Raw genomic sequence first — 19,499 nt, forward strand, 5'->3', positions numbered from 1 at the left:
GCCCCCGCGCGCTACCATGAAGAGTCTGGTAGTAGACCCGGAGGGAGGCTCATGGGCGCGCGCGGTGTGTTCATCACGCTCGAGGGGGCGGACGGCTGCGGAAAGTCCACGCAGGCGGCGCTGCTCGAGACGAGGCTCGCTGCGCTCGGCCGCGAGGTCGTGCGTCTGCGCGAGCCCGGTGGCACCGCCATCTCCGAGAAGGTCCGCGCCCTGCTCCTGGACCCCGCCAACGAGGAGATGTCCCCGGAGTGCGAGCTGCTGCTCTACGAGGCCAGCCGCGCCCAGCTCACGCGTCAGGTGATCGAGCCCGCGCTCGCTCGCGGGGCCGTGGTGCTGTGCGACCGCTACTACGACTCCACCTACGCCTACCAGGCGGGCGGACGAGGCCTGGACGAGACGCTCGTCCGTCAGTCCAACGTCCTGGGAAGCTGCGGCCGCGTCCCGGACCGCACCCTCGTGCTCGACCTCGACCCGGCGACCGCCTTCGCGCGCGCCACGTCGGGCGGGGCGGATCGCATGGAGGCGGAGGGCCTCGCGTTTCAGGAGCGCGTTCGCGCCGCGTACCTTCGCCTTGCCAACGAGGAGCCCACGCGTGTGCGCGTCGTGGACGCCTCGGGTGCGGAGGGCGAGGTCACGGCTCGGCTGCTGGGCTCCCTGGAGGACCTGGTCCCCGGGGCGGAGAGGTGAGCGCCGTGACCCGACGCACCGCCCTGCCCGCCGCCCTGGACGCCCTGTCCGACCAGCCGCGCGTCCGCGACTTTCTGGCATCCGCCCTCGCGGAGGGACGCCTCTCCCACGCCTACCTCTTCGTGGGCGTGCCGGGGTCCGGCAAGCACGAGGCAGCTGAGGCGCTGGCCAAGTGCGTGGTGTGCCCGTCCGGCGGGGACGCCACCTGCGACGAGTGCCGCCGCGTGGCGCACCGCACGCACCCGGACGTACACTGGCTCGAGCCTGGGAGCGCCACGGGCTACCTCGCCGCCCAGATCCGCGACCTCATCGCCGACGTCAGTCTCGCGCCCGTGCGGGCCAAGACCAAGGTCTACGTGCTCCAGCGCTGCGAGCTGCTTCGCGGAACGGCGGCAAACGCCCTGCTCAAGACTCTCGAGGAGCCGCCCGAGAACGTGATGTTCGTCCTCTGCGGCCGCAGCGTCGCCGCCATGCTCCCCACCATCGTCTCACGCTGCCAGCAGGTCCCCTTCCGCGTGGTCTCACCCGCGTCCGGCCTCGAGTCCGTCATGCGCTCCTGCGCGGCGAGCCGCGCGGAGGCCCAGGTGGCGCTCGCGGTGGCGGGCACCCCCGCGCGTGCCGCGGACTACCTGCGCTCCACCGCCCGACAGCAGGTCAGGCGCCTCGTGGTGGACACGCTGGACTCGCTCGCCCGCGACGACTCGTGGGACGTCCTCCTTGCCGCGCGCGAGATCGTGGCGGCGGTGGCCGTGCCCCTCGCGGACGTCAGGCAGGCGCAGGAGGACGCGCTGCGCGAGAGCCAGGACTTCCTCACCTCCGCCGCGCTCAAGCAGGTGGAGGACGCCAACAAGCGCGAGCTCACCGCCCGTGAGCGTTCGGGTATGATGGAAGCCCTGGCTGCCGTCGACTCGCTCCTGCGCGACGTGCTCCTGCGCTGCGAGGACGTCTCGTCGGAGCTCGTGAACGAGGACGCGGCGGCAACCGTCGACCGCATCGCCGCGGCGTCGGACACCGCCGGCGTGCTGCGCGCCCTCGAGGCGAGCGCGCGCGCCGCGGACGACCTCGCGCACAACGTATCGCCCCAGCTGACCCTCGAGGTCATGCTGCTTTCCATCAAGGAGGCGCTCACATGCCCACCGTCATCCCGGTGAAGTTCACCTACGCCGCGCGCGATCTCTGGTTCGACCCGGCGGGCACCGGGGCCCAGGAGGGGGACCACGTCATCTGCCGCACGGAGCGCGGCCAGGAGATAGGCCTCGTCACAGAGGACGCCCGCGAGGTCTCCCCCGAGGAGCTCGAGCAGACCATCGGCCACGCCACCCTGCGCGACGTGGTGCGCATCGCCACGGACGAGGACCTCGACCGCGCCGACGAGCTCGCCCGTCGCGGCGAGGAGTCCATGCCCGCCTTCCGCCGTCACGTCGAGGCGTCCGGCCTGGACATGAAGCCCGTGGGCGTGGAGTACCTCTTCGACGGCGAGAAGGCCGTCTGCTACTTCGCCGCCGAGGAGCGCGTCGACTTCCGCCAGCTCGTGCGCGACCTCTCGCGCGAGTTCCACGTGCGCATAGACATGCGCCAGATCGGCGTGCGCGAGGAGGCCGCCATCGTGGGCGGCTACGGGCACTGCGGCCAGGAGCTCTGCTGCCGCCGCTTTGCCATGAGCTTCGACCCGGTGTCCATCCGCATGGCCAAGGAGCAGGACCTGCCCCTCAACTCAACCAAGATCTCCGGCGCGTGCGGCCGCCTCATGTGCTGCCTGCGCTACGAGTTCGAGGCCTACCGCGACTTCAAGAGCCGCGCGCCCAAGCGCAACGCCGTCATAGACACGCCGCTCGGCAAGGCCAAGATCATCGAGTACGACACCCCCAAGGAGCGCCTCACCCTGCGCCTGGAGAGCGGCAAGCAGCTGCGCGTCGCGCTCGCGGACATGACCGCGTCCGAGGCGGCGCACAAGAAGTCCGAGGAGCTTGGCTGCCCCTGCCGTCCGGACACCGTGACGCGCGAGGTCCTGGACAGGCTGGACTCCCCGGACGTCCAGATGGCCCTGGCCGAGCTCGACCGCAAGAACGGCGTCGTCCCCGAGCCGGCGCCCGATGCCTCTGACATCTTCGTGGAGACCAAGCGCAAGCGCCGCCGAGCGTCCTCCGGCGCCCCCGCTCCCGAGAAGGGCGAGCGCCCCGCGGCCACCGCGTCTACCGAGGAGACGGGGACGCGCCGTCGCCGCAAGCGCCGTCCCGGTGATGGTGGCGCTCCCGCGCAGCCCGCCCCCGAGGCCCAGCCCGCGGTCACGCGTCGCCGTCGCCACCACCAGGCGGCCGACGCCGCGGCGACCGACGGCGGACAGGCCGCGCAGGCCCCTCAGCAGCCCGTCAAGCGCACCCGCCGGCCCGGCGACAAGGGCGGCCAGGCCGCGCAGGGCAGCGCGCCCCGCGGCATGCAGCCCTCGCGCAGGAAGCGCACGTCCCAGCAGGGCGGCGCCCAGGGCGAGAAGGGCCAGCAGCGCCGAGCCCCGCAGCACATGGCGGGCGGCCAGCAGGGCTCCGAGCCCGGAGCGCCCAAGCCGCGCCGCAGGCGCCGTCGCGGCGGCCGCGGAAAGGGCGGCACCGGCTCCGAGGGTGGTTCGGGCGGCGGCCTCGCCGAGTAGCCCCGGCTCTGCGACGAACGGCCGGCCCCAACGTGCCCGCACTTCTCGGCGCTCCGCCGCACCCCTGGGCACCCGCCGTCAAGTGCGGTTCGGGTCGCACTCTTTGCCCGCACTTCTCGCCATCTGCCGAGATGCTCCTCGCACCTGACGCATCAGAGGCGCATAATTGACCGCACTCCTTGGCCGCACTCATGAGTGCGGCCTTTCTCTTGGGGATTGCCCAGAAGTGCGGGATCGAGAAGTGCGAGATCGAGAAGCGCGGAATCCAGGGGCCCAGGACCGAGAAGCCCGGAGACGACGACGCGAAAAAAGCGGGACGGGCGCCGATGGGCGCCCGTCCCGCGTCAGTTCGCTCTGGCGTGGAGTCCGCCGCTAGATCATCTCCATGTTGGCCAGCACGCTCGAGTACCAGTGGTCCGCGTTGGGCGGGCAGTACTTCTGGGCGCAGGCGTAGGTGAGCTGGCCACCGTAGCCGATCGCGAGGCCCTCGACATGGGCCCAGATGGCCTCCTCCCAGCTGCCCCAGCTCGAGCTGCCCCAGCCCCAGGCGTTGTGGGGGCGGAAGCACACGCGGCCCGTGGAGCTCTCCACGGTGGAGATGGCGGGGGAGAAGCGCGGGTCAACGCCAAACTCCCAGGCGGCCTCGGCGAACGTGGCGCCCTGGCCCGCGAGGGGGGAGCCGGCGAGGTAGGCGTCGATGCGGGCGCTCCACTCTGAGACGAAGGCCTGCTTGTCGCTCGACCAGTCGACGTTTCCGGCGTCGGGGCTCTCGGGGACCTCGACCGGCGCTTCGGAGCCGGACTCGGTGGTGAAGGTGGGGTTCTCGACCGTGGTCTCGGTCTGGGACCCCTCCGTCTCGGCAGCCTTCTGCTCGGCCTCGGCGGCGGCCTTCTGGGCCTCCTCGAGGGCGCGCTGGGCGGCCTCGAGCGCCGCGCGGCGCTGGGCCTCCTCGGCCGCGGCCTGCGCCGCGATCTTGGCCTCGAGCTCACCGCGCGCCTCCTCGGCCTCGGCGAGGGCGTCCTCGGCGCGCTGCTCCTCCTCCTCGGCCTCCTGCTGCTGGGCGTCGAGGGCGATGCGCGCCTGCGTGAGCTCGTTCTCCATGGCAACGAGCTCGTTCAGGGCGTCGGTGTTCTTGGCCTGGATGACGTCGAGGTACTGAATCGTGGAGAGAAGGTCGTAGAAGTCGTCGGCGCCAAGCAGGAGCTCAACGAGCCCTCCGGAGCCCTGCTGCATCTTGTAGAGCGTGCGCACGGAGTTCTCCGCGAGCTCGCGCTGCTCGGGCAGCTTGCCTTCGATCTCGTCTATGCGCTCCTGGTTCTCGTCAATCTGCCCTTGAAGCTCCTCGACGCGCTTCGTGGCCTCCTCGTAGTCCTGGTTGCCCTGCTGGATCTGCTGCTGGACCGCCTGGAGCTCCTCTGCGGGATCTGCGACGGCGGCGTGCGGGCTGGCGAGAAGAGCGGCTACGGTGACGGCAAAACCGCACGTCACGGCCTTGACGGCACGGCCTAGGCGGGGTGTAGTCTCGGACCTCAAGAGCGTTGACCTCCACGAACGGCGGGACCTGGAACGGCCCGCTCCGACAAACAATCTTTTTGATTTTATTCCGCACACCAGGGATACACCGCTTCTACATGACTCTAGACCGCAGGTTGAGGGTAATGGGGTTACGCGCGGGGCCTCACCTCTTGTCAGGGCGTCGGGGTGCAGGCCGCCGAGGCAACAAAATGGCCCCGCGGCCCGTCCATGGGCCGCGGGGCAGGGAGGTCGGGCGGCGCGCCTGGGGGATGACGCGCCGTCGCGTTGCGCCGGGAGGCGCCGACCAAAGCTACTTGATGATGAGGGTGTCGCAGTCCGTGTTGCGCGTGAGGAACGTGGAGATGGAGCCCAGGATCGCGTACTTGATGGAGGAGAGGCCGCGCGCGCCGCAGATCACGAGGTCTGGCTGGATGACGTCGAGCATCTCGTCCTTGAGGGTCTCGCGGATGCGGCCGGCGCGGACGATGACCTCGACCTTCTTGATGTCGGGATTGGCCTCGGCCACCTTGACCTTGGCGTCGATGGAGTCGCGGAAGGTCTTCTCGAGGGACGGGATGATGTCCACCGGGAAGGTGCCCGCCGCCTCGAGCGCCGTGGAGTCGATGACGTAGCCGATGTAGAGCTCCGCGTTGTCGTTTGCGGCCATGACGATGGCGCGGTCGAGGACCTTGTCCTGCTGGTCGGAGCCGTCCAGGGAGACGAAGATCTTGTCGTAGCCGAGGTCTTGATAGGTTTGCGTGGCGGTGTCGGCCATGATGGCTCCCTTCGTGATCCGCGGGCGGTTCCTGCGGGTTGGGTTACTTATGCCCCCGAGGTCTGCGGGCGGGCCGTTCTTCTCGCCCAGCGGCGTAGTTTTTCGGTGGCGGTCGGCGGGCGGGTCCGGCTTTGCCGCGGGCAAGCGACAATATAGGGCGGCTACACTCGCAAGGGAGGGACCGTGAATCTCATAGAACTCGCCAAGGCGGCCGTCTTTGGCCTCGTGGAGGGCGTGACCGAATGGCTGCCCATCTCCTCGACCGGCCACATGCTGCTGCTCAACCAGTTTCTGACGCTGGACGTCTCCGAGGACTTCTGGAACATGTTCCTGGTGGTCATCCAGCTTGGCGCCATCCTGGCCGTCTGCGTGGTCTTCTTTGGCAAGCTCAACCCGTTCTCGCCCAGGAAGGGCAAGGCGGGCCGCCGCGCCACGTGGTCACTCTGGGCAAAGACGATCGTCGCCTGCGTGCCGGCCGCTGCGGTGGGCATCCCCATCGACGACTGGATGGAGGAGCACCTGGGCAGCCCCTTCGTCATCGCCGCGGCGCTCATCGTCTACGGTATCGCGTTCATCGTGATCGAGACGGTGCGCGAGCGCCGGGCGGCCGCCCTTCCCGAGCCCTCCCGCGGAAGGCACTTTGCCGCGGGCGCCGAGCCCGAGCGCCCCTCGAGCACGGAGCTCGCCGACGCGGAGGCGCGCATCCAGACGGTCGACGACATCGACTGGAAGACGGCGCTGGGCATCGGCCTCTTCCAGGTGCTCTCCATCGTCCCGGGAACCTCGCGCTCCGGCTCCACCATCATCGGCGGCCTCATCCTGGGCTGCTCGCGCACGGTGGTGGCCGAGTTCACGTTCTTCCTCGCCATCCCGGTCATGTTTGGCGCGAGCGCGCTGCGCCTGGTGAAGTTCTTCCTCGCGGGCAACGCCCTCAGCTCGCCCGAGGCGGCCATCCTGGGCGTGGGCTGCGGCGTGGCGTTCGTCGTGTCCGTGGCCGTCATCCGCTTCCTCATGGGCTTCGTGCGCAAGCACGACTTCAAGCCCTTCGGCTGGTACAGGATCGTTCTTGGCGCGGCCGTGATCGCATGGTTCGCGCTCATGGGATAGGAGGGCAGGACCGCCCATGGAGAAGAACCACGTGACGTCATCCGCCCGCCGCCTCCCCGCCCTGGCGCTCGCGCTGGCCCTGATGACCGGCGTGGTCTGCGGCGCCGTCCCGCGCGCGGCTCTTGCCGTGGAGGGGGAGGCCGCCGCCGCGACGGAGACGACGCCCGACGCCGAGGCCGCCGCGCCCGCCGAGGGCGCCGCCGCGGAGGCCGGGGCCACCTGGTCCGCCGACGCCCCGCCCGAGGTCTCTGCCCCCGTGGCCCTTCTCGTGGACCGCACCACCGGCACCGTTCTCTACGAGCGCGAGGCGGACGCCCTGCGCACCCCCGCCTCGCTCACCAAGGTCATGACGGCCCTCGTGACGCTCGAGCGCGCCAACCTGGACGACGTCGTGACCGTGGAGCAGGCGGACCTCGACAACCTCACGCCCGAGAGCTCCGTCGCGGGCCTCAAGGCGGGGGAGACCCTCACCGTGCGCGACCTTCTCGCCTGCCTGCTCATCCCGTCCGGCAACGATGCCGCGTACGTGCTCGCCCGCCACGTGGGCGGCGACTGGCAGACGTTCGTGGGCATGATGAACGAGCGCGCGACCTCCCTGGGCTGCGCCTCCACGAGCTTCGCGGACCCGTGCGGCCTCTCCTCGGACATCGTGACCACGGCGCGCGACCTCGTGACCATCTTCGAGGCGGCGCTCGAGCACCCCGAGTTCCTCGAGATCGCCGGCAGCGCCACGTGGGACCTCCCCGCCACCGAGAAGAACCCCGCCCGCACGCTGGAGACCACGGACGCCCTCATCGTCTCCGACAGTCCCGTCTACATGGGCGAGACCGTCATCGCCAGCAAGACCGGCTTCACCAACGATGCCGGCAAGTGCCTGCTGGCCGCCGCCGAGCGCGACGGCATGAGCCTCGTGGGCATCGTCATGGGCGCCTCCGACGAGACGGACGAGGACGGCATCACCCCCAACTTCTACGACCTGCGCGACCTCTTTGAGTGGGGCTTCGGCGCGTGGGTGACGGGCAACGTGGTCTCCGCGGGCGACGTCCTCGCCTCGCGCGAGGTCACGCTCTCCAAGGACGGCGACGCCGTCGACGCGGTGGCCACGGGCTCGATCTTTGCCACCGTGCCGCGTGGGACCACCGTGGCGGACCTCACCGTCGCGGTGCCGTGGGAGGGCACCGAGCCGCTCCAGGCCCCCGTCAAGGAGGACACCAACCTCGGCAGGGTCTCTGTCTCCCTGGACGGTCGCACCCTCGGGACCGTGGGCGTGAGGACCGCCAGCGAGATGGAGCTCTCCATCCCCGACTTCGCCATCTGGTGGGTGACGTCCGACCCGGTGCACATGGGCATCGTGGCGGGTGGCGTGGCCGTGCTCTTCGTGCTCGTGGGCACCATCGCCGCCCTGGCCTCCCGCACCCGCAGGAAGGACCGAGACGCCGCCCAGGTGACCATCGAGCCGGGCGTGCCCGGGCACGTGCCGAGCCATGCCGCCGGCGGCGCGGAGCCCAAGCACGGCAAGCATGCCAAGTAGCCGGGAGGCCGCATGACCCGCATCCTCTTTATCTGCCACGGCAACATCTGCCGCTCCACGATGGCGCAGTTCGTCATGGAGGAGCTCGTGCGCCGTGCCGGCCGCGAGGGGGAGTTCCGGATCGACTCCGCCGCCACGAGCACCGAGGAGCTCGGCAACCCGCCGCACCACGGTACCGTGCGCAAGCTGCGGGAGGAGGGCTTTCCCGTGGGGAGCCACCGCGCCCGTCGCCTGAGCGCGGCAGAGTACGGGGACTGGGACCACATCGTCTACATGGACGCCGAGAACGCCTGGGGGATCTCGCGCATCCTCAGGGGAGACCCTGACGGCAAGGTGAGCCGCCTTCTGGACTGGACCTCGCGTCCCGGCGACGTCGCCGACCCCTGGTACACCGGGGACTTCGACGCCACCTACCGCGACGTCCTCGCCGGCTGCCAGGCCCTCCTGGCGGCCCTGTAGGGGCGGCCTTTCGGGCGCCGTTCCGCCGTCGTGAGGGTATGCGCACTCGCCCTTGAGGGTATGTACAGTTCCCGGCCTCGCCGTTCTTCTCGCCTAGGCCCTTGAGCTGCCAATTTGCGAGAGGGGCTTCGGAGGCGAGTGTACATACCCGGTATGCGCGGTGCGCATACCCTCAGAGGGCGGGTCGGCGTCGACGACGCGAGATCAGTTTAGGCGGAGGCTACGAAGGAGGAGGCCCGATGGGAGAGAGAAGCGGCGAGAAGAACGGGCTGCTCGACTGGCTGCGCTCGCTGCGCCTTCCCGCGGCGGCGCGCGGCCTGGCGGCAGCGGCGCTGGCGCCCAAGATCCTGCCGGCGGTGCTGGGCCCCCAGCGCGACCTCGGCGACGACCCGCTCGGGCCCTACCTGGGCGGCGGCGGGGACGCCCGCGTGCGCGACATGTCCCCCGGACTCACCCCGCACGAGGGGGAGATCATCGAGTGGGACCGCGCCGAGGAGGCCAGCCGCACCTGGCGCTGGCTCCAGGGGCTCGGCGTGCGCTTCGAGGACGTCTGGACCGCCTCCGACGACGGCACGCGCCTCGCGGGACACGCGCTCGCGTGCTGCCCCGGGTCTGCCCGCTGGCTCGTCTTTGTCCACGGCTACCACGACAACTGGCGCGCGGGCCTCGCCTACGCGCGGCGCCTCGCCCAGGCCGGCTTCAACCTGCTCCTCGTTGACCTGCGCGCGCATGGCGCGAGCGGCGGGGACTGGGTGGGCTGCGGCTGGCTCGACCGCCGCGACCTCGTGGCCTGGGCGCGCTGGGTGGTGGCCCGCGAGGGTGAGGGCGCGAGCGTCGCCCTCATGGGCATCTCCATGGGCGCCGCCTCCTGCCTCATGGCCACGGCCGAGCAGGACCTCCCGCAGCAGGTCCGCGCCTGCGTGGCGGACTCCGGCTATACGGACTTCTGGCTCGCCGCGGAGAACGTGGTGGAGACGGGCTCGCTCGGCACGCCGCCCGTGCCCGCGCACCCGCTGCTTGACGTGGCTCGCCGCCGCCTCATGCGCGCTCCCGGCGGCTTTGACCTCAGGCTCGCGCGCCCCGTCGACGCCCTCGCGCACGCGCGGGTCCCCGTTCTTCTGCTCCAGGGGGAGGGCGACTGCGTGGTGCCTCCCCACATGGCTCGAGAGCTCGCCGCCGCCGGCACGGGCCACGAGTTGCACGCCTTTTCCGGCGCTGGGCACTGCTGCTCCGTCTTTGCGGACCCGGGCCGCTACTGGGGAGCGGTGCTGGGCTTCCTGGGGTGCCGGGCGTAGGGCTCCCTGCCGCGGGGCCGCCCGGGAGGCGCCGCAACCGGAGGTTCTTCCTGCTAGCGCATGAGGAGCAGGGCGAGCAGCACGAGCGCGCCGAGGAAGGCCGCGTTGGCCGCGGTGAAGCGCAGGAGGTAGCCTCCCGCGGCGCCCGGGCGCTCGGACACGATCTGCTTGTATGAGATGAGGCTCGCCATCGAGGCGATGAGCGTGCCCAGCCCGCCGATGTTGGTGCCCACGATGAGGGCGTCCCACGCCGAGGAGAACCCGGAGAGCAGCAGCGCCGCGGGCACGTTGGAGACCACCTGACTCGCCGCGACGGAGACGGCGAGCTCGTTGCCGCTCACGAGCGACGAGAGCAGCCCGTCCACCGCGCCGATCCTCCCGACGTTGCCCACGAAGACGAAGAACGCCACGAAGGTGAGGAGAAGGCCAAAGTCGACCTCGGCGAGCGCGCGCCGGTCGAAGGCAAGGGCCACCGCCACGGTTGCCGCCACGAGCGCCGGCACCGGCACCACGTGGGCCACCGCGGCCAGCGCGAGGGCAAAGAGCGCCGCCCAGGGCGCGACGGAGCGCTTGCGCACGGCGGGCGCCTCGGGCAGGGTCGGGCGCTCGCCCGTCATGGGAAGTCCGTCATGGAGCGCTCCGTAGGCGAGGACGGATGCCACGAGCAGCGTGGCGGAGAGCAGCGCGTAGGGGAGCATCAGGGCCACGAACTCACCGAACCCCATGCCGGAGGCGGAGTAGAGGTAGAGGTTCTGGGGGTTGCCGATGGGCGTGAGCATGCTGCCCAGGTTGGCGGCGATGGTCATCATGACCACCGTGAAGACCGAGGACCGCTCGAGCCCCAGCATGCGCAGGACGAGCAGGGCAAACGGCACGAAGGCGATGAGCGCCACGTCGTTGGTGACGAGCATGCTCGCCGCGAAGGGCAGAAGCACGAGCCCCAGGATCGCTGAGGTGCCGGAGCGCAGGCGCGAGATGAGGGCCTCTCCCGCCGCGCGGAAGACGCCGGCGCGCGAGAGCGCGGCCATGATGGTCATGAGCGAGAAGAGCAGGCCCAGCGTCCGCAGGTCGACGTAGTCGGCGTACCCGGCGTCCGGCGGGACGAGCGCGCACGAGGCCACGGCCAGCACGGTGGCGATGGTGAGGACGGGGTCGGTTCTTACGAGCTCGCGGGCGCGGGCGGCTAGTGCCTGTGACATGGGAATCCTCTCGTTTTGGGCCGTCACAGTGTAGCGAATTCCCACGACCTCGAGACCGGCGCCCGCCGCGTTCGAGGAACGCGCACAATGCGCCGTTCTTCTCGTCCGTTCTTCTTGGCGTCCGTGGCGTCGCAAGAGGGGCGGCGGGGCGCCTAGATAGTTACTTGCGTGAAATAGTTGCTACCGTTAACCGACGGAAAGTTGCCGCTGGCAACTATTTTAGTTGTCAGTTAATAGTTAACGATGACAATCAATATCAGCAACGGAGGGCGCGGGTGGCGCCCGAGAAAGACCGAGGTCACGAGGTCAAGACGGAGAGGAGAACCACATGAGGTATCTGCTTCTGGTGAGCCACGGGACGTTTGCCCCCGGCCTGCACAGTGTGCTGGACATGCTGGCCGGCAAGCGCGACGACATCCTGAGCTGCAGCCTGCGCGACGGCGAGGGCGCGGACGAGTACGTGAGCGAGCTCGAGGCCACCATCGCCCCCATCACGGCGGAGGACGAGGTCATCCTGCTCGGCGACATCATCGGCGGCTCGCCCCTCACCAACGCGCTCAACACGCTCTCCGCCCGCGGTCTTCTGCCCAGGACCCGCGCCTTCGGCGGCATGAACCTACCGATGGCGCTCACCGCCGCCTTTGACCTCCAGGCCGAGGACGAGAACGCCCTCTGCGAGTCGATGGTCTCCGAGGGCCGCGCCGCCCTCGCCCAGATGGAGCTCGACCTGGGCACGGACGACGAGGACGAGGACCTCTAGGGCACGTGCGACACGCGTCAGGAACGGCGGGAGCGCCCCGCCGCAAGGATAGAAAGAGTAGGGAGAAGAACATGGCAGTTTCGTTTGTCCGCATCGACGACCGCATGATCCACGGCCAGACCGTCACTCGCTGGGCTCTCGAGTACCCGTGCGACGGCATCATCGCCGTCAACGACGCCGCGGCGTCCAACCCCGTCCTCAAGAGCGCCTACAAGAGCGCCGCGCCGGACAAGAAGACCTTCGTGTGGACCATGGAGCACTTCAAGGAGAAGGCCCAGACCGTCCGCGACTCCAAGACCCGCTACTTCCTCATCACCAAGAACCCGGTGGACATGGCCGAGATCCTCGTGAACTTTGGCTTCGTGCCGGACGACGTCAAGACGGTCATCGTGGGTCCCTGCAACGACCGCCCCGGCACCGTTAAGATTGGCAACAACCAGTCCATCACCCAGGAGGAGGCCGAGGCTCTCGAGGCCATCTCCAAGAAGGGCTACACCGTGGACTTCCGCCTGATCCCCGACAAGGAGACCGGCACCTGGGACAAGTTCCGCGGTCAGTTCGGCTTCTAACATAACGTGACAAAGGGACAGTCCCTTTGTCACGTTATGCGAGCTCGTTGCTTTCGCGGCGGCAACCCGGGAGGCCGCCGCTCCGGCAAGCAATCCGTCCCCACGGGGACACCACTCTAGGAAAGGTGGTACGTATGGTAATCAACGTGTTCCAGGCGGCGCTGCTTGGACTGTTCGCCTGCCTGGCGTCGATGCCGGGCCTCGGCGGCACGTCCATCGGCAACTACACGCTCGGACGCCCGCTCGTCGCCGGCCTGATCGTCGGCCTCATCCTGGGCGACATGGCCCTCGGCATCATCGTGGGCATGGCCATCCAGGTCGTCTACATCGCGCTCGTCACCCCCGGCGGCACCGTCTCCGCCGACGTCCGCGCCGCGTGCTACATCGGCATCCCCCTGGCCATGATGGCCGTCAAGGCCCAGGGCCTCGACCCCAACAGCGCCGACGCCGCGGCCCTCGCCACGACCCTCGGCGCCACCTGCGGCACCCTCGGCGCCATCCTCTTCTACGGCACCGCCACCATCAACCTCGCCTGGCAGGGCATGGGCTGGAAGTGGCTCGAGAAGGGTGACACCCACAAGCTCTACCTCGTGGACATGGTCCTTCCCTGGATCTCCCACATCGTCTGCTCCTTCATCCCCACGTTCGTGATCGTCTACTTTGGCCAGGACATGGTCACGTTCATCATGAACAGCCTGCCGATGGACGGCCTGCCCATGAAGACGCTGTTCGCGCTCGGCTCGCTTCTGCCCTGCGTCGGTATCGCCATCCTGCTCAAGCAGGTCATCGCCAAGCCCACCGACTTCCTGACCTTCTTCTTCGGCTTCACGCTCGCCGCGGTCATGGGCTGCAACCTCATCGCCTGCTCCGCCATCGCGTGCTTCTTCGCGCTCATCAACTTCCAGATCTCCACGCTCAAGAACCGTCCCGTGGTCGCCGCCGCCTCCGGTGAGCTCACCTCGGCCGACGACGAGGAAGAGGAGGACATCTAATGGCTGACACCACCGCCAAGGGAGGCAGGAAGGTCTCCAAGAAGGCCCTCGCCAAGTCCTTCCACAACTGGTACTACGGCAACCTCACCTGCTTCTCGCAGGAGCACATGCAGACCTTCGGCTACCTGGTCTCGATGCTCCCCATCGTCGAGGACCTCTACGACAAGAAGGAGGACCAGCAGAAGGCCCTCACCACCTACTCCGCGTTCTTCAACACCGAGCCCCAGATCGGCTCCATGATCGTGGGCGTCACGGTTGGCCTCGAGGAGGCCCGTGCCAACGGCGAGGCCATCGACGACGAGACCATCAACGGCATCCGCGCCGGCCTCATGGGCCCGCTCGCCGGCATCGGCGACTCCCTCATCGTGGGCACGCTCATCCCCATCCTCCTGGGCATCGCCATGGGCCTCTCCGAGGGCGGCAGCCCGCTCGGCGCCATCTTCTACATCGTGGTGTGGAACCTGCTCGCCTACTTTGGCATGCGCCTGGCGTACTACCGCGGCTACGACCTCGGCGGCGCCGCGGTCGAGGCGCTCGTGGGCCCCAACGCCACCGCGCTTCGCGACGCCATCGTGATGGTGGGCACCATGGTCATCGGCGCCGTGGCCGCCACCTGGGTCTCCATCTCCACGTCGCTCCAGCTCCCCGGCGGCGGCACGCTCCAGGGCACGCTCGACGGCATCTACCCCAAGCTCCTGCCCCTGGGCTTCACCATCCTCTGCTGGTGGCTCATGACCAAGAAGAAGGTCAGCCCCATCGTCACGATGCTGATCCTGCTGGTCATCGCCTTCGTCGGCGCAGCCGTGGGCTTCTTCGGAGCCGCCACGATCGCCGCGCCCACCGCGTAGCCTCACCGTACCGCTGATTCACGCATACCTCCTTCTCGCCCGGGCCGCAACTCCCCTTGCACGGCCCGGGCGTCCCGCTAGAGAGAGGAGCGCCCGCATGGCACTCGACACCTCCAACTGGACTCGCGAGGACCTCGTCCGCGAGGCCAAGCTCCAGACCGACGCCATCCAGCGCCTCAACGTCTGGCTGCGCCTGGGCTACTCGCTCGTGGCCGCCGGCTTCATCGTGGGCTACTGGGGCTTCTACGGCGGGGGAGGGACGGGCTTCGGCGTGCTGGGCGTCGCCGTGCTGGTGCTCGGAGCCGCCCTTGCCGTGGTGCTCAAGGTGGGCACCACAAACGCCAAGAGAAACGTCCGCGCGATCCTCGACGCCGCGGGGGTGGACCTGGACGCGCGGGGCAAGAAGGGCGAGCGTGCCGAGAAGAACGGGCGGGGGTGACGCCTCCCCATGGGCTCGTACGATCGCTTCCCCACCGTTCCCGTTCCTGGGCACGAGGCTCTTCTTGGCTATAGCGCCCTGCTGGCAGCGCTGGCCCGCCGCGTGGACGAGCTCCGTGCGGCGGGCCCGTCGCGCGTCGTTCTCACGTGCGAGTGCTATCCGGGCGTGCGGGAGGACGAGCTGCTGGGTGCCCTGCGCGAGCTGAGACCGGACGTTCTTCTCGCCACGCGGGAGCTCTTTCCCGCGCCCGCGGAGCTCACGCGCCGCATGGCGCCCTTCCTCACGGACGACCGCGTCTTCGGGCGGATGTGCTTCGGCGAGCTCGAGGACTTCATGGACGCCGACGCTCTTGCCGCCGCTCGCGAGCAGGTGGCGCGTGCCGAGGGGCTCGTGGTGGTCTGCGGCTTTGGCGCGACGCTCGTTCACCCGGGCGACGCGCTCGTCTACGCGGACGTGACGCGCTGGGAGATCCAGCTGCGCTACCGTGCCGGCATGCCCAACTACGGCTGCGACAACACGAGTGATGACGTCCTGCGCAAGGTCAAGCGCGGCTACTTCGTGGAGTGGCGCCTGGCGGACCGCGTGAAGGCCCGCGTGCTGCCCCGGGCGGACCTCGTGGTGGACACCGTGGAGGCGGGTGCGCCCCGCGCCGTCACGGGGGAGGCGCTCCAGGACGCGTTGGACGTTGCTGCGAGCCGCCCCTTCCGCACGGTTCCGTACTTCGACCCCGGCGTGTGGGGCGGCCAGTGGATGCGCGAGCGCTTTGACCTGCCCGGCGGCACGCCCAACTACGCCTGGTCCTTCGACGGCGTGCCCGAGGAGAACGCGCTCGCCCTGGCCTTTGGCAACGCCGTGGTGCGCGTGCCGGCGACAGACCTCGTGCTCCTGCGTCCGCGGCCGCTCCTGGGCGAGGGCGTCTACGCGCGCTACGGGGCGGAGTTCCCCATCCGCTTTGACCTCCTGGACACCATGGGCGGGCAGAACCTCTCGCTGCAGGTGCACCCCACCACGGACTACATCCGGCGCGCATTTGGCATGGCCTACACGCAGGACGAGAGCTACTACATCCTGGACGCGGGAGAGGACGCGTGCGTCTACCTGGGGCTTCGCGAGGGCGTGGACACCAGTGAGATGATGGGCGCCCTGGAGGAGGCCAATGCGGGAGGCGCCCCCTTCGATGCCGAGCGCTACGTGAACCGCATCTCCGCCCGCCGCCACGACCACTTTCTCATTCCCGCGGGGACGGTCCACTGCTCCGGTGCCAACACGATGGTCCTGGAGATCAGCGCCACTCCCTACATCTTCACGTTCAAGCTCTGGGACTGGGGGCGCACGGGCCTGGACGGTCGGCCGCGCCCGGTGCACCTGACACACGGCCGCGAGGTCATCCGGTGGGACCGCACCACGGGGTGGGTCGAGAAGAACCTCGTGGACCAGGCGGCGGACGTCGACGAGCCCTGCGGTGCGGCGCGGGTGGAGCGCACCGGGCTCCACGCGCTGGAGCCGCTGGAGACCAGGCGCTACACGGTGGGGCCCGGCGGGCGCGCCCTTCTCGACACAGCGGGCACCGTCAACGTGTTCAACCTGGTGGAGGGCGAGGAGGTTCTCGTGGAGAGCCCCGAGGGCGCCTTCGAGCCGATGAGGGTGCACTACGCGGAGACGTTCGTGGTCCCGGCGGCGACGGGCGCCTTCGCGATAAGAAACGACGGACGATCGACTGCGATGCTGATGCGCGCGCACGTGCGCGGTACGGAGGAGAGATGATGGCTGACGCGCTTTGCGGGGCGCCGGATGACGGAGCCCTGCCCTCGGTGGTGTTCTCGGACGTTGACGGGACCGTCCTCAACGCGGCGCATCGGGTGAGCCCGCGGACCGCCGCGGCGGCGCGCGAGCTCGCTGCGCGCGGCGTGCCGCTCGTGCTGGTCTCCGCCCGCATGCCGGAGGCGCTGGAGGAGATACGGCGTGAGCTGGGGTGCTCCGGTCCCACGGTGTGCTACAGCGGGGCCTACGTCATCGATGCCGCCGGCGAGGAGCTTCTGAGCAGGCCCATAGCGCTCGGGTGCGCGCTCGAGGTCCGTGACCACGTTGCCTGCGAGTTTCCCGAGCTCTGCTGCATGGCGTATGGCTACCACACATGGGTGACGACGGACCGCCGTGACCCGCGCGTGGCGCGCGAGGAGCGGATCGTGGGCGTGGAGTCCGTCGAGGGGGCGCTCGAGGAGCACTTCTCGGAGCGCGGGCTCCACAAGTTCCTGCTCGTGGGCGAGCCCGATGCCATCGAGCGCGCGGAGCGCGAGGTGGGTCGCGCCTTCCCAGGGCTCTCCGTGGTGCGCTCCTCGCCCATCCTCTGCGAGGTCATGGACGGTCGCGTGAGCAAGACGGAGGGCATAGGCGTCGTGTGCGAGCGCCTGGGGACGTCTCTGGAGGACGCCGTGGCGTTTGGCGACGGCCGCAACGACATCGACATGCTGCGCGCCGTCCCGCGGAGCTGGGCGATGGCGAACGCGCCGGCGGAGGTGCGCGCGGCGGCGGCGTACGTGACCGCGCTCGACAACGATCACGACGGCCTGGCCGAGACGGTGCTCGCGCTCCTGGGCGTCGCCTGATCTTGCGCGCCGGGCGTTCTTCTCGTTACTTCTTGGGGGGTGTCATCTCATGCAAACTCTGGAGAAAGTTGCTACCATTAACGAACTTCAGTTTGATGGGACGGCGGGCTCGGGGTGCTCGCTGGAAGGGACGAGTAGCGCGAGGATGGACTACGAGGACGCAGCCAAGAAGCTCATCATGTACTCCCGTGGTGTTGCCAAGGGCTCCGTCGGCACTGCGTACGGCATGTCGATGGGGGAGGACCCGGTGCTCGAGTACCTGTCTCGCCAGGAGAGCGGGATGAACCCCTCCGAGCTGGCCGACGCGCTGGGCTACACGCGCCCGCGCATGACGCGCATCCTGGACTCGCTGGAGAACAAGGGCTTCGTCGTGCGCGAGCCGGACGCCAACGACCGGCGCCGCGTGATCGTTCGCTGCACCGAGGCAGGCAGGGAGCACGCCCACGACCACAGCTCCGGCGGCGTGTCCAACCTCGCCAAGACGCTGAGCGGCATGGGCGAGCACGACGTCCGCGAGCTTCTGCGCGCGCTCGAGACCGCGTACAGCATCACCTACAACAAGGACAACATCCTGGGCGGTCGTGACCAGAAGTGACGGGGAGCCCTGAGCAGGAGAGTTTCGACCGGGCGGGCGGTGTTCGCCTTTCGCCGCGGCAGAGCCTGCTCGTGGGCGCCACGCTCTTCTCGATGTTCTTTGGCGCGGGCAACCTCATTCTGCCGCCGCTCCTGGGCGCCCGGGCGGGCGAGCTCGCGGTGCCGGCGCTCGTGGGCTTTCTCGTGTCCGCCATCGGCCTGCCGGTGCTGGGAATCGTCTCCGTGGCTCTTGCGGGGGACCTCCCGCGCCTCGCGGGACGCGTGGGCGCCCGCTTTGCGCTGGCGTTCACGGTGCTCGTCTACCTCTCCATAGGCCCCTGCCTCGCGATTCCCCGCACGGCGTCCACCTCCTTCGAGATGCTGGCGCCGCTTTTGCCCGAGGGGGTGCCGCTGGGCGCGGCCTCGGTCGTCTTCTCCGTGGCGTTCTTCGCCGTGGCGCTGGGGCTCGCCATGCGGCCCAACCGGCTCACGCAGGTGCTCGGGCGCGTGTGCGCGCCGGCGCTGATTGCGCTCATCGTCGTGGTGGTGGGGTCCTCGCTCGTGGCTCCGCTCGGCGGCGCGCAGCCTGCCATGGCTCCCTACGACGCGGAGCCCCTCGTGAACGGGTTTCTGGACGGCTACCAGACCATGGACCTCCTCGCCGCGCTCAACTTTGGCATCGTCATCGCGCTCAACATCCGCGACATGGGCGTGGGGCGCCCCGGTGCCGTGGCCCTCGAGATCTCGCGCGCGGGCGTGGTTGCCGGCGTCCTCATGCTGCTCATCTACTGCGGCCTTGGCTACGTGGGCGTGGTCACGCTCGCCGCGGCCCCGGGGGCGGAGAACGGGGCGCAGCTCCTCACCGCCGCCGCGACCGGCCACTTTGGCGTGGCGGGAGCGGCCATCGTGGCCGCCATCTTCTTCATCGCCTGCCTCAACGTGTGCACGGGGCTCATCAGCTGCTGCGCCACCTACTTCTCGGAGACCTTCCCACGCCTGGGCTACTGCGCGTGGGCCGTCGCCTTTGCCGTATTTGCGTGCGCGGTCTCCAACCTGGGACTCACCGCGATCCTCGCGTTCTCCGTGCCGCTGCTCTCCGCGCTCTACCCCGTGGCCATCGTGCTGGTGGCGATGGGGCTCCTGCACCGCGCGTGCGACCGCGTGCCCAGCGTGTGGCGCTGGGTCGTCGCGGTGACGGCCGTGGTGGGCGTGGCTACGGCGGCGCGCGACGCGCTGGCGCCGGGCGCGTGGCTGCCAATCGACGTGCTGCCCCTTGCGGACCTGGGCCTAGCCTGGGTCGTTCCGGCGGTGCTGGCAGCGGTGGCTGCGGCTGCGTGGGACGTGGCGCGGACTCGCTGAGTGTCAGCAGCGTTCGTGGCGTTGCCAGGAGAGCCTGCGATGAGGCGCTTGGAACTCCGGCTTGCTTCCGGATCAGTGCCAGCCACGATTTGCTGCACATAACGCGTTCGGGTCGGTAAGTGCGCTCTTCGCCTGCAAAAT

At 69.7% G+C, this 19,499-nt stretch carries 19 protein-coding genes; 16 read left to right on the forward strand and 3 right to left on the reverse strand.

Annotated features, from left to right (window positions below; all coding sequences use genetic code 11):
* Positions 1–51 precede the first annotated feature (51 nt).
* The 3 genes from tmk to ricT are packed head-to-tail and all read left to right on the forward strand — an operon-like array spanning position 52 to position 3,331.
* Positions 52–687: a dTMP kinase gene (gene tmk / locus B5F79_RS02215; protein ID WP_087217270.1), complete on the forward strand. Its 636-nt coding sequence runs from the start codon at positions 52–54 to the stop codon at positions 685–687.
* Between the two features lie 5 nt (positions 688–692).
* On the forward strand, positions 693–1,838 hold the full coding sequence (locus B5F79_RS02220) for a DNA polymerase III subunit (protein WP_087217271.1): 1,146 nt from the start codon (positions 693–695) through the stop codon (positions 1,836–1,838).
* Positions 1,817–3,331, forward strand: a complete 1,515-nt coding sequence (gene ricT, locus B5F79_RS02225; RefSeq protein WP_087217272.1) for a regulatory iron-sulfur-containing complex subunit RicT — start codon at positions 1,817–1,819, stop codon at positions 3,329–3,331. The genes B5F79_RS02220 and ricT overlap by 22 nt, the downstream gene beginning before the upstream one ends.
* A gap of 372 nt (positions 3,332–3,703) precedes the next feature.
* On the opposite strand, the gene B5F79_RS02230 is transcribed toward ricT, so the two are convergent.
* On the reverse strand, positions 3,704–4,864 hold the full coding sequence (locus B5F79_RS02230; protein ID WP_241147231.1) for a coiled-coil domain-containing protein: 1,161 nt from the start codon (positions 4,862–4,864) through the stop codon (positions 3,704–3,706).
* Positions 4,865–5,156: 292 nt separating this feature from the next.
* Positions 5,157–5,621 (reverse strand): universal stress protein, encoded by a 465-nt coding sequence (locus B5F79_RS02235; RefSeq protein ID WP_087217273.1) that lies wholly within the window; start codon positions 5,619–5,621, stop codon positions 5,157–5,159.
* A 183-nt stretch (positions 5,622–5,804) separates the two neighbouring features.
* On the opposite strand from B5F79_RS02235, the gene B5F79_RS02240 reads away from it, so the two are divergent.
* The 4 genes from B5F79_RS02240 (at position 5,805) to B5F79_RS02255 (ending at position 10,013) form a co-directional block, all read left to right on the forward strand.
* Positions 5,805–6,728 carry an undecaprenyl-diphosphate phosphatase gene (locus B5F79_RS02240; protein WP_087217274.1) on the forward strand — a complete coding sequence of 308 codons (924 nt, stop codon included), beginning with the start codon at positions 5,805–5,807 and terminating at the stop codon, positions 6,726–6,728.
* A gap of 16 nt (positions 6,729–6,744) precedes the next feature.
* Entirely contained in the window at positions 6,745–8,259 is a 1,515-nt protein-coding gene (locus tag B5F79_RS02245) for a D-alanyl-D-alanine carboxypeptidase family protein (protein WP_087217275.1), read from the forward strand.
* A gap of 12 nt (positions 8,260–8,271) precedes the next feature.
* A complete protein-coding gene (locus tag B5F79_RS02250) occupies positions 8,272–8,718 on the forward strand; it encodes a low molecular weight protein-tyrosine-phosphatase (RefSeq protein ID WP_087217276.1) in 447 nt (148 codons plus the stop codon).
* A 239-nt stretch (positions 8,719–8,957) separates the two neighbouring features.
* The gene (locus tag B5F79_RS02255; RefSeq protein ID WP_087217277.1) at positions 8,958–10,013 is read left to right on the forward strand and encodes an alpha/beta hydrolase; all 1,056 of its coding nucleotides are present in this window, start codon (positions 8,958–8,960) and stop codon (positions 10,011–10,013) included.
* Positions 10,014–10,066: 53 nt separating this feature from the next.
* On the opposite strand, the gene B5F79_RS02260 is transcribed toward B5F79_RS02255, so the two are convergent.
* Positions 10,067–11,212, reverse strand: coding sequence for an SLC13 family permease (locus B5F79_RS02260; protein ID WP_087217278.1), 1,146 nt, complete (start codon positions 11,210–11,212; stop codon positions 10,067–10,069).
* Positions 11,213–11,540: 328 nt separating this feature from the next.
* Here B5F79_RS02260 and B5F79_RS02265 point away from each other — a divergent pair, with 328 nt between their 5' ends.
* The 9 genes from B5F79_RS02265 to brnQ all read left to right on the forward strand — a co-directional run bounded on the left by B5F79_RS02265 (position 11,541) and on the right by brnQ (position 19,358).
* A complete protein-coding gene (locus B5F79_RS02265; RefSeq protein ID WP_087217279.1) occupies positions 11,541–11,972 on the forward strand; it encodes a PTS sugar transporter subunit IIA in 432 nt (143 codons plus the stop codon).
* Between the two features lie 71 nt (positions 11,973–12,043).
* Positions 12,044–12,541 (forward strand): PTS system mannose/fructose/N-acetylgalactosamine-transporter subunit IIB, encoded by a 498-nt coding sequence (locus B5F79_RS02270; RefSeq protein WP_087217280.1) that lies wholly within the window; start codon positions 12,044–12,046, stop codon positions 12,539–12,541.
* A gap of 134 nt (positions 12,542–12,675) precedes the next feature.
* Positions 12,676–13,533, forward strand: a complete 858-nt coding sequence (locus B5F79_RS02275; protein ID WP_087217281.1) for a PTS mannose/fructose/sorbose/N-acetylgalactosamine transporter subunit IIC — start codon at positions 12,676–12,678, stop codon at positions 13,531–13,533.
* On the forward strand, positions 13,533–14,381 hold the full coding sequence (locus tag B5F79_RS02280; RefSeq protein WP_087217282.1) for a PTS system mannose/fructose/sorbose family transporter subunit IID: 849 nt from the start codon (positions 13,533–13,535) through the stop codon (positions 14,379–14,381). Before B5F79_RS02275 ends, B5F79_RS02280 begins: the two co-directional genes overlap by 1 nt.
* Before the next feature lie 97 nt (positions 14,382–14,478).
* The gene (locus B5F79_RS02285; protein ID WP_087217283.1) at positions 14,479–14,820 is read left to right on the forward strand and encodes a hypothetical protein; all 342 of its coding nucleotides are present in this window, start codon (positions 14,479–14,481) and stop codon (positions 14,818–14,820) included.
* 9 nt (positions 14,821–14,829) lie between these two features.
* Positions 14,830–16,584, forward strand: coding sequence for a class I mannose-6-phosphate isomerase (locus B5F79_RS02290; RefSeq protein ID WP_087217284.1), 1,755 nt, complete (start codon positions 14,830–14,832; stop codon positions 16,582–16,584).
* A complete protein-coding gene (locus B5F79_RS02295) occupies positions 16,584–17,426 on the forward strand; it encodes a Cof-type HAD-IIB family hydrolase (RefSeq protein WP_158094818.1) in 843 nt (280 codons plus the stop codon). Before B5F79_RS02290 ends, B5F79_RS02295 begins: the two co-directional genes overlap by 1 nt.
* 145 nt (positions 17,427–17,571) lie before the next feature.
* Positions 17,572–18,021 (forward strand): MarR family winged helix-turn-helix transcriptional regulator, encoded by a 450-nt coding sequence (locus B5F79_RS02300; RefSeq protein ID WP_158094819.1) that lies wholly within the window; start codon positions 17,572–17,574, stop codon positions 18,019–18,021.
* A 71-nt stretch (positions 18,022–18,092) separates the two neighbouring features.
* Complete coding sequence (gene brnQ, locus B5F79_RS02305) at positions 18,093–19,358, forward strand: branched-chain amino acid transport system II carrier protein (protein ID WP_241147232.1); 1,266 nt, start codon at positions 18,093–18,095, stop codon at positions 19,356–19,358.
* Positions 19,359–19,499 lie beyond the last annotated feature (141 nt).

Source organism: Olsenella sp. An285 (assembly GCF_002159625.1).
In the GTDB taxonomy this organism is placed as follows: Bacteria; Actinomycetota; Coriobacteriia; order Coriobacteriales; family Atopobiaceae; genus Thermophilibacter; species Thermophilibacter avicola.

What these genes read in the sequence shown, in the direction of transcription:
- tmk (WP_087217270.1), top strand. Translation starts at nt 52, where the DNA reads ATGGGCGCGCGCGGTGTGTTCATCACGCTCGAGGGGGCGGACGGCTGC.
- ricT (WP_087217272.1), top strand. Translation starts at nt 1,817, where the DNA reads ATGCCCACCGTCATCCCGGTGAAGTTCACCTACGCCGCGCGCGATCTC.
- B5F79_RS02235 (WP_087217273.1), bottom strand. Translation starts at nt 5,621, where the DNA reads ATGGCCGACACCGCCACGCAAACCTATCAAGACCTCGGCTACGACAAG.
- B5F79_RS02245 (WP_087217275.1), top strand. Translation starts at nt 6,745, where the DNA reads ATGGAGAAGAACCACGTGACGTCATCCGCCCGCCGCCTCCCCGCCCTG.
- B5F79_RS02250 (WP_087217276.1), top strand. Translation starts at nt 8,272, where the DNA reads ATGACCCGCATCCTCTTTATCTGCCACGGCAACATCTGCCGCTCCACG.
- B5F79_RS02255 (WP_087217277.1), top strand. Translation starts at nt 8,958, where the DNA reads ATGGGAGAGAGAAGCGGCGAGAAGAACGGGCTGCTCGACTGGCTGCGC.
- B5F79_RS02260 (WP_087217278.1), bottom strand. Translation starts at nt 11,212, where the DNA reads ATGTCACAGGCACTAGCCGCCCGCGCCCGCGAGCTCGTAAGAACCGAC.
- B5F79_RS02265 (WP_087217279.1), top strand. Translation starts at nt 11,541, where the DNA reads ATGAGGTATCTGCTTCTGGTGAGCCACGGGACGTTTGCCCCCGGCCTG.
- B5F79_RS02270 (WP_087217280.1), top strand. Translation starts at nt 12,044, where the DNA reads ATGGCAGTTTCGTTTGTCCGCATCGACGACCGCATGATCCACGGCCAG.
- B5F79_RS02275 (WP_087217281.1), top strand. Translation starts at nt 12,676, where the DNA reads ATGGTAATCAACGTGTTCCAGGCGGCGCTGCTTGGACTGTTCGCCTGC.
- B5F79_RS02280 (WP_087217282.1), top strand. Translation starts at nt 13,533, where the DNA reads ATGGCTGACACCACCGCCAAGGGAGGCAGGAAGGTCTCCAAGAAGGCC.
- B5F79_RS02285 (WP_087217283.1), top strand. Translation starts at nt 14,479, where the DNA reads ATGGCACTCGACACCTCCAACTGGACTCGCGAGGACCTCGTCCGCGAG.
- B5F79_RS02290 (WP_087217284.1), top strand. Translation starts at nt 14,830, where the DNA reads ATGGGCTCGTACGATCGCTTCCCCACCGTTCCCGTTCCTGGGCACGAG.
- B5F79_RS02295 (WP_158094818.1), top strand. Translation starts at nt 16,584, where the DNA reads ATGGCTGACGCGCTTTGCGGGGCGCCGGATGACGGAGCCCTGCCCTCG.
- B5F79_RS02300 (WP_158094819.1), top strand. Translation starts at nt 17,572, where the DNA reads ATGGACTACGAGGACGCAGCCAAGAAGCTCATCATGTACTCCCGTGGT.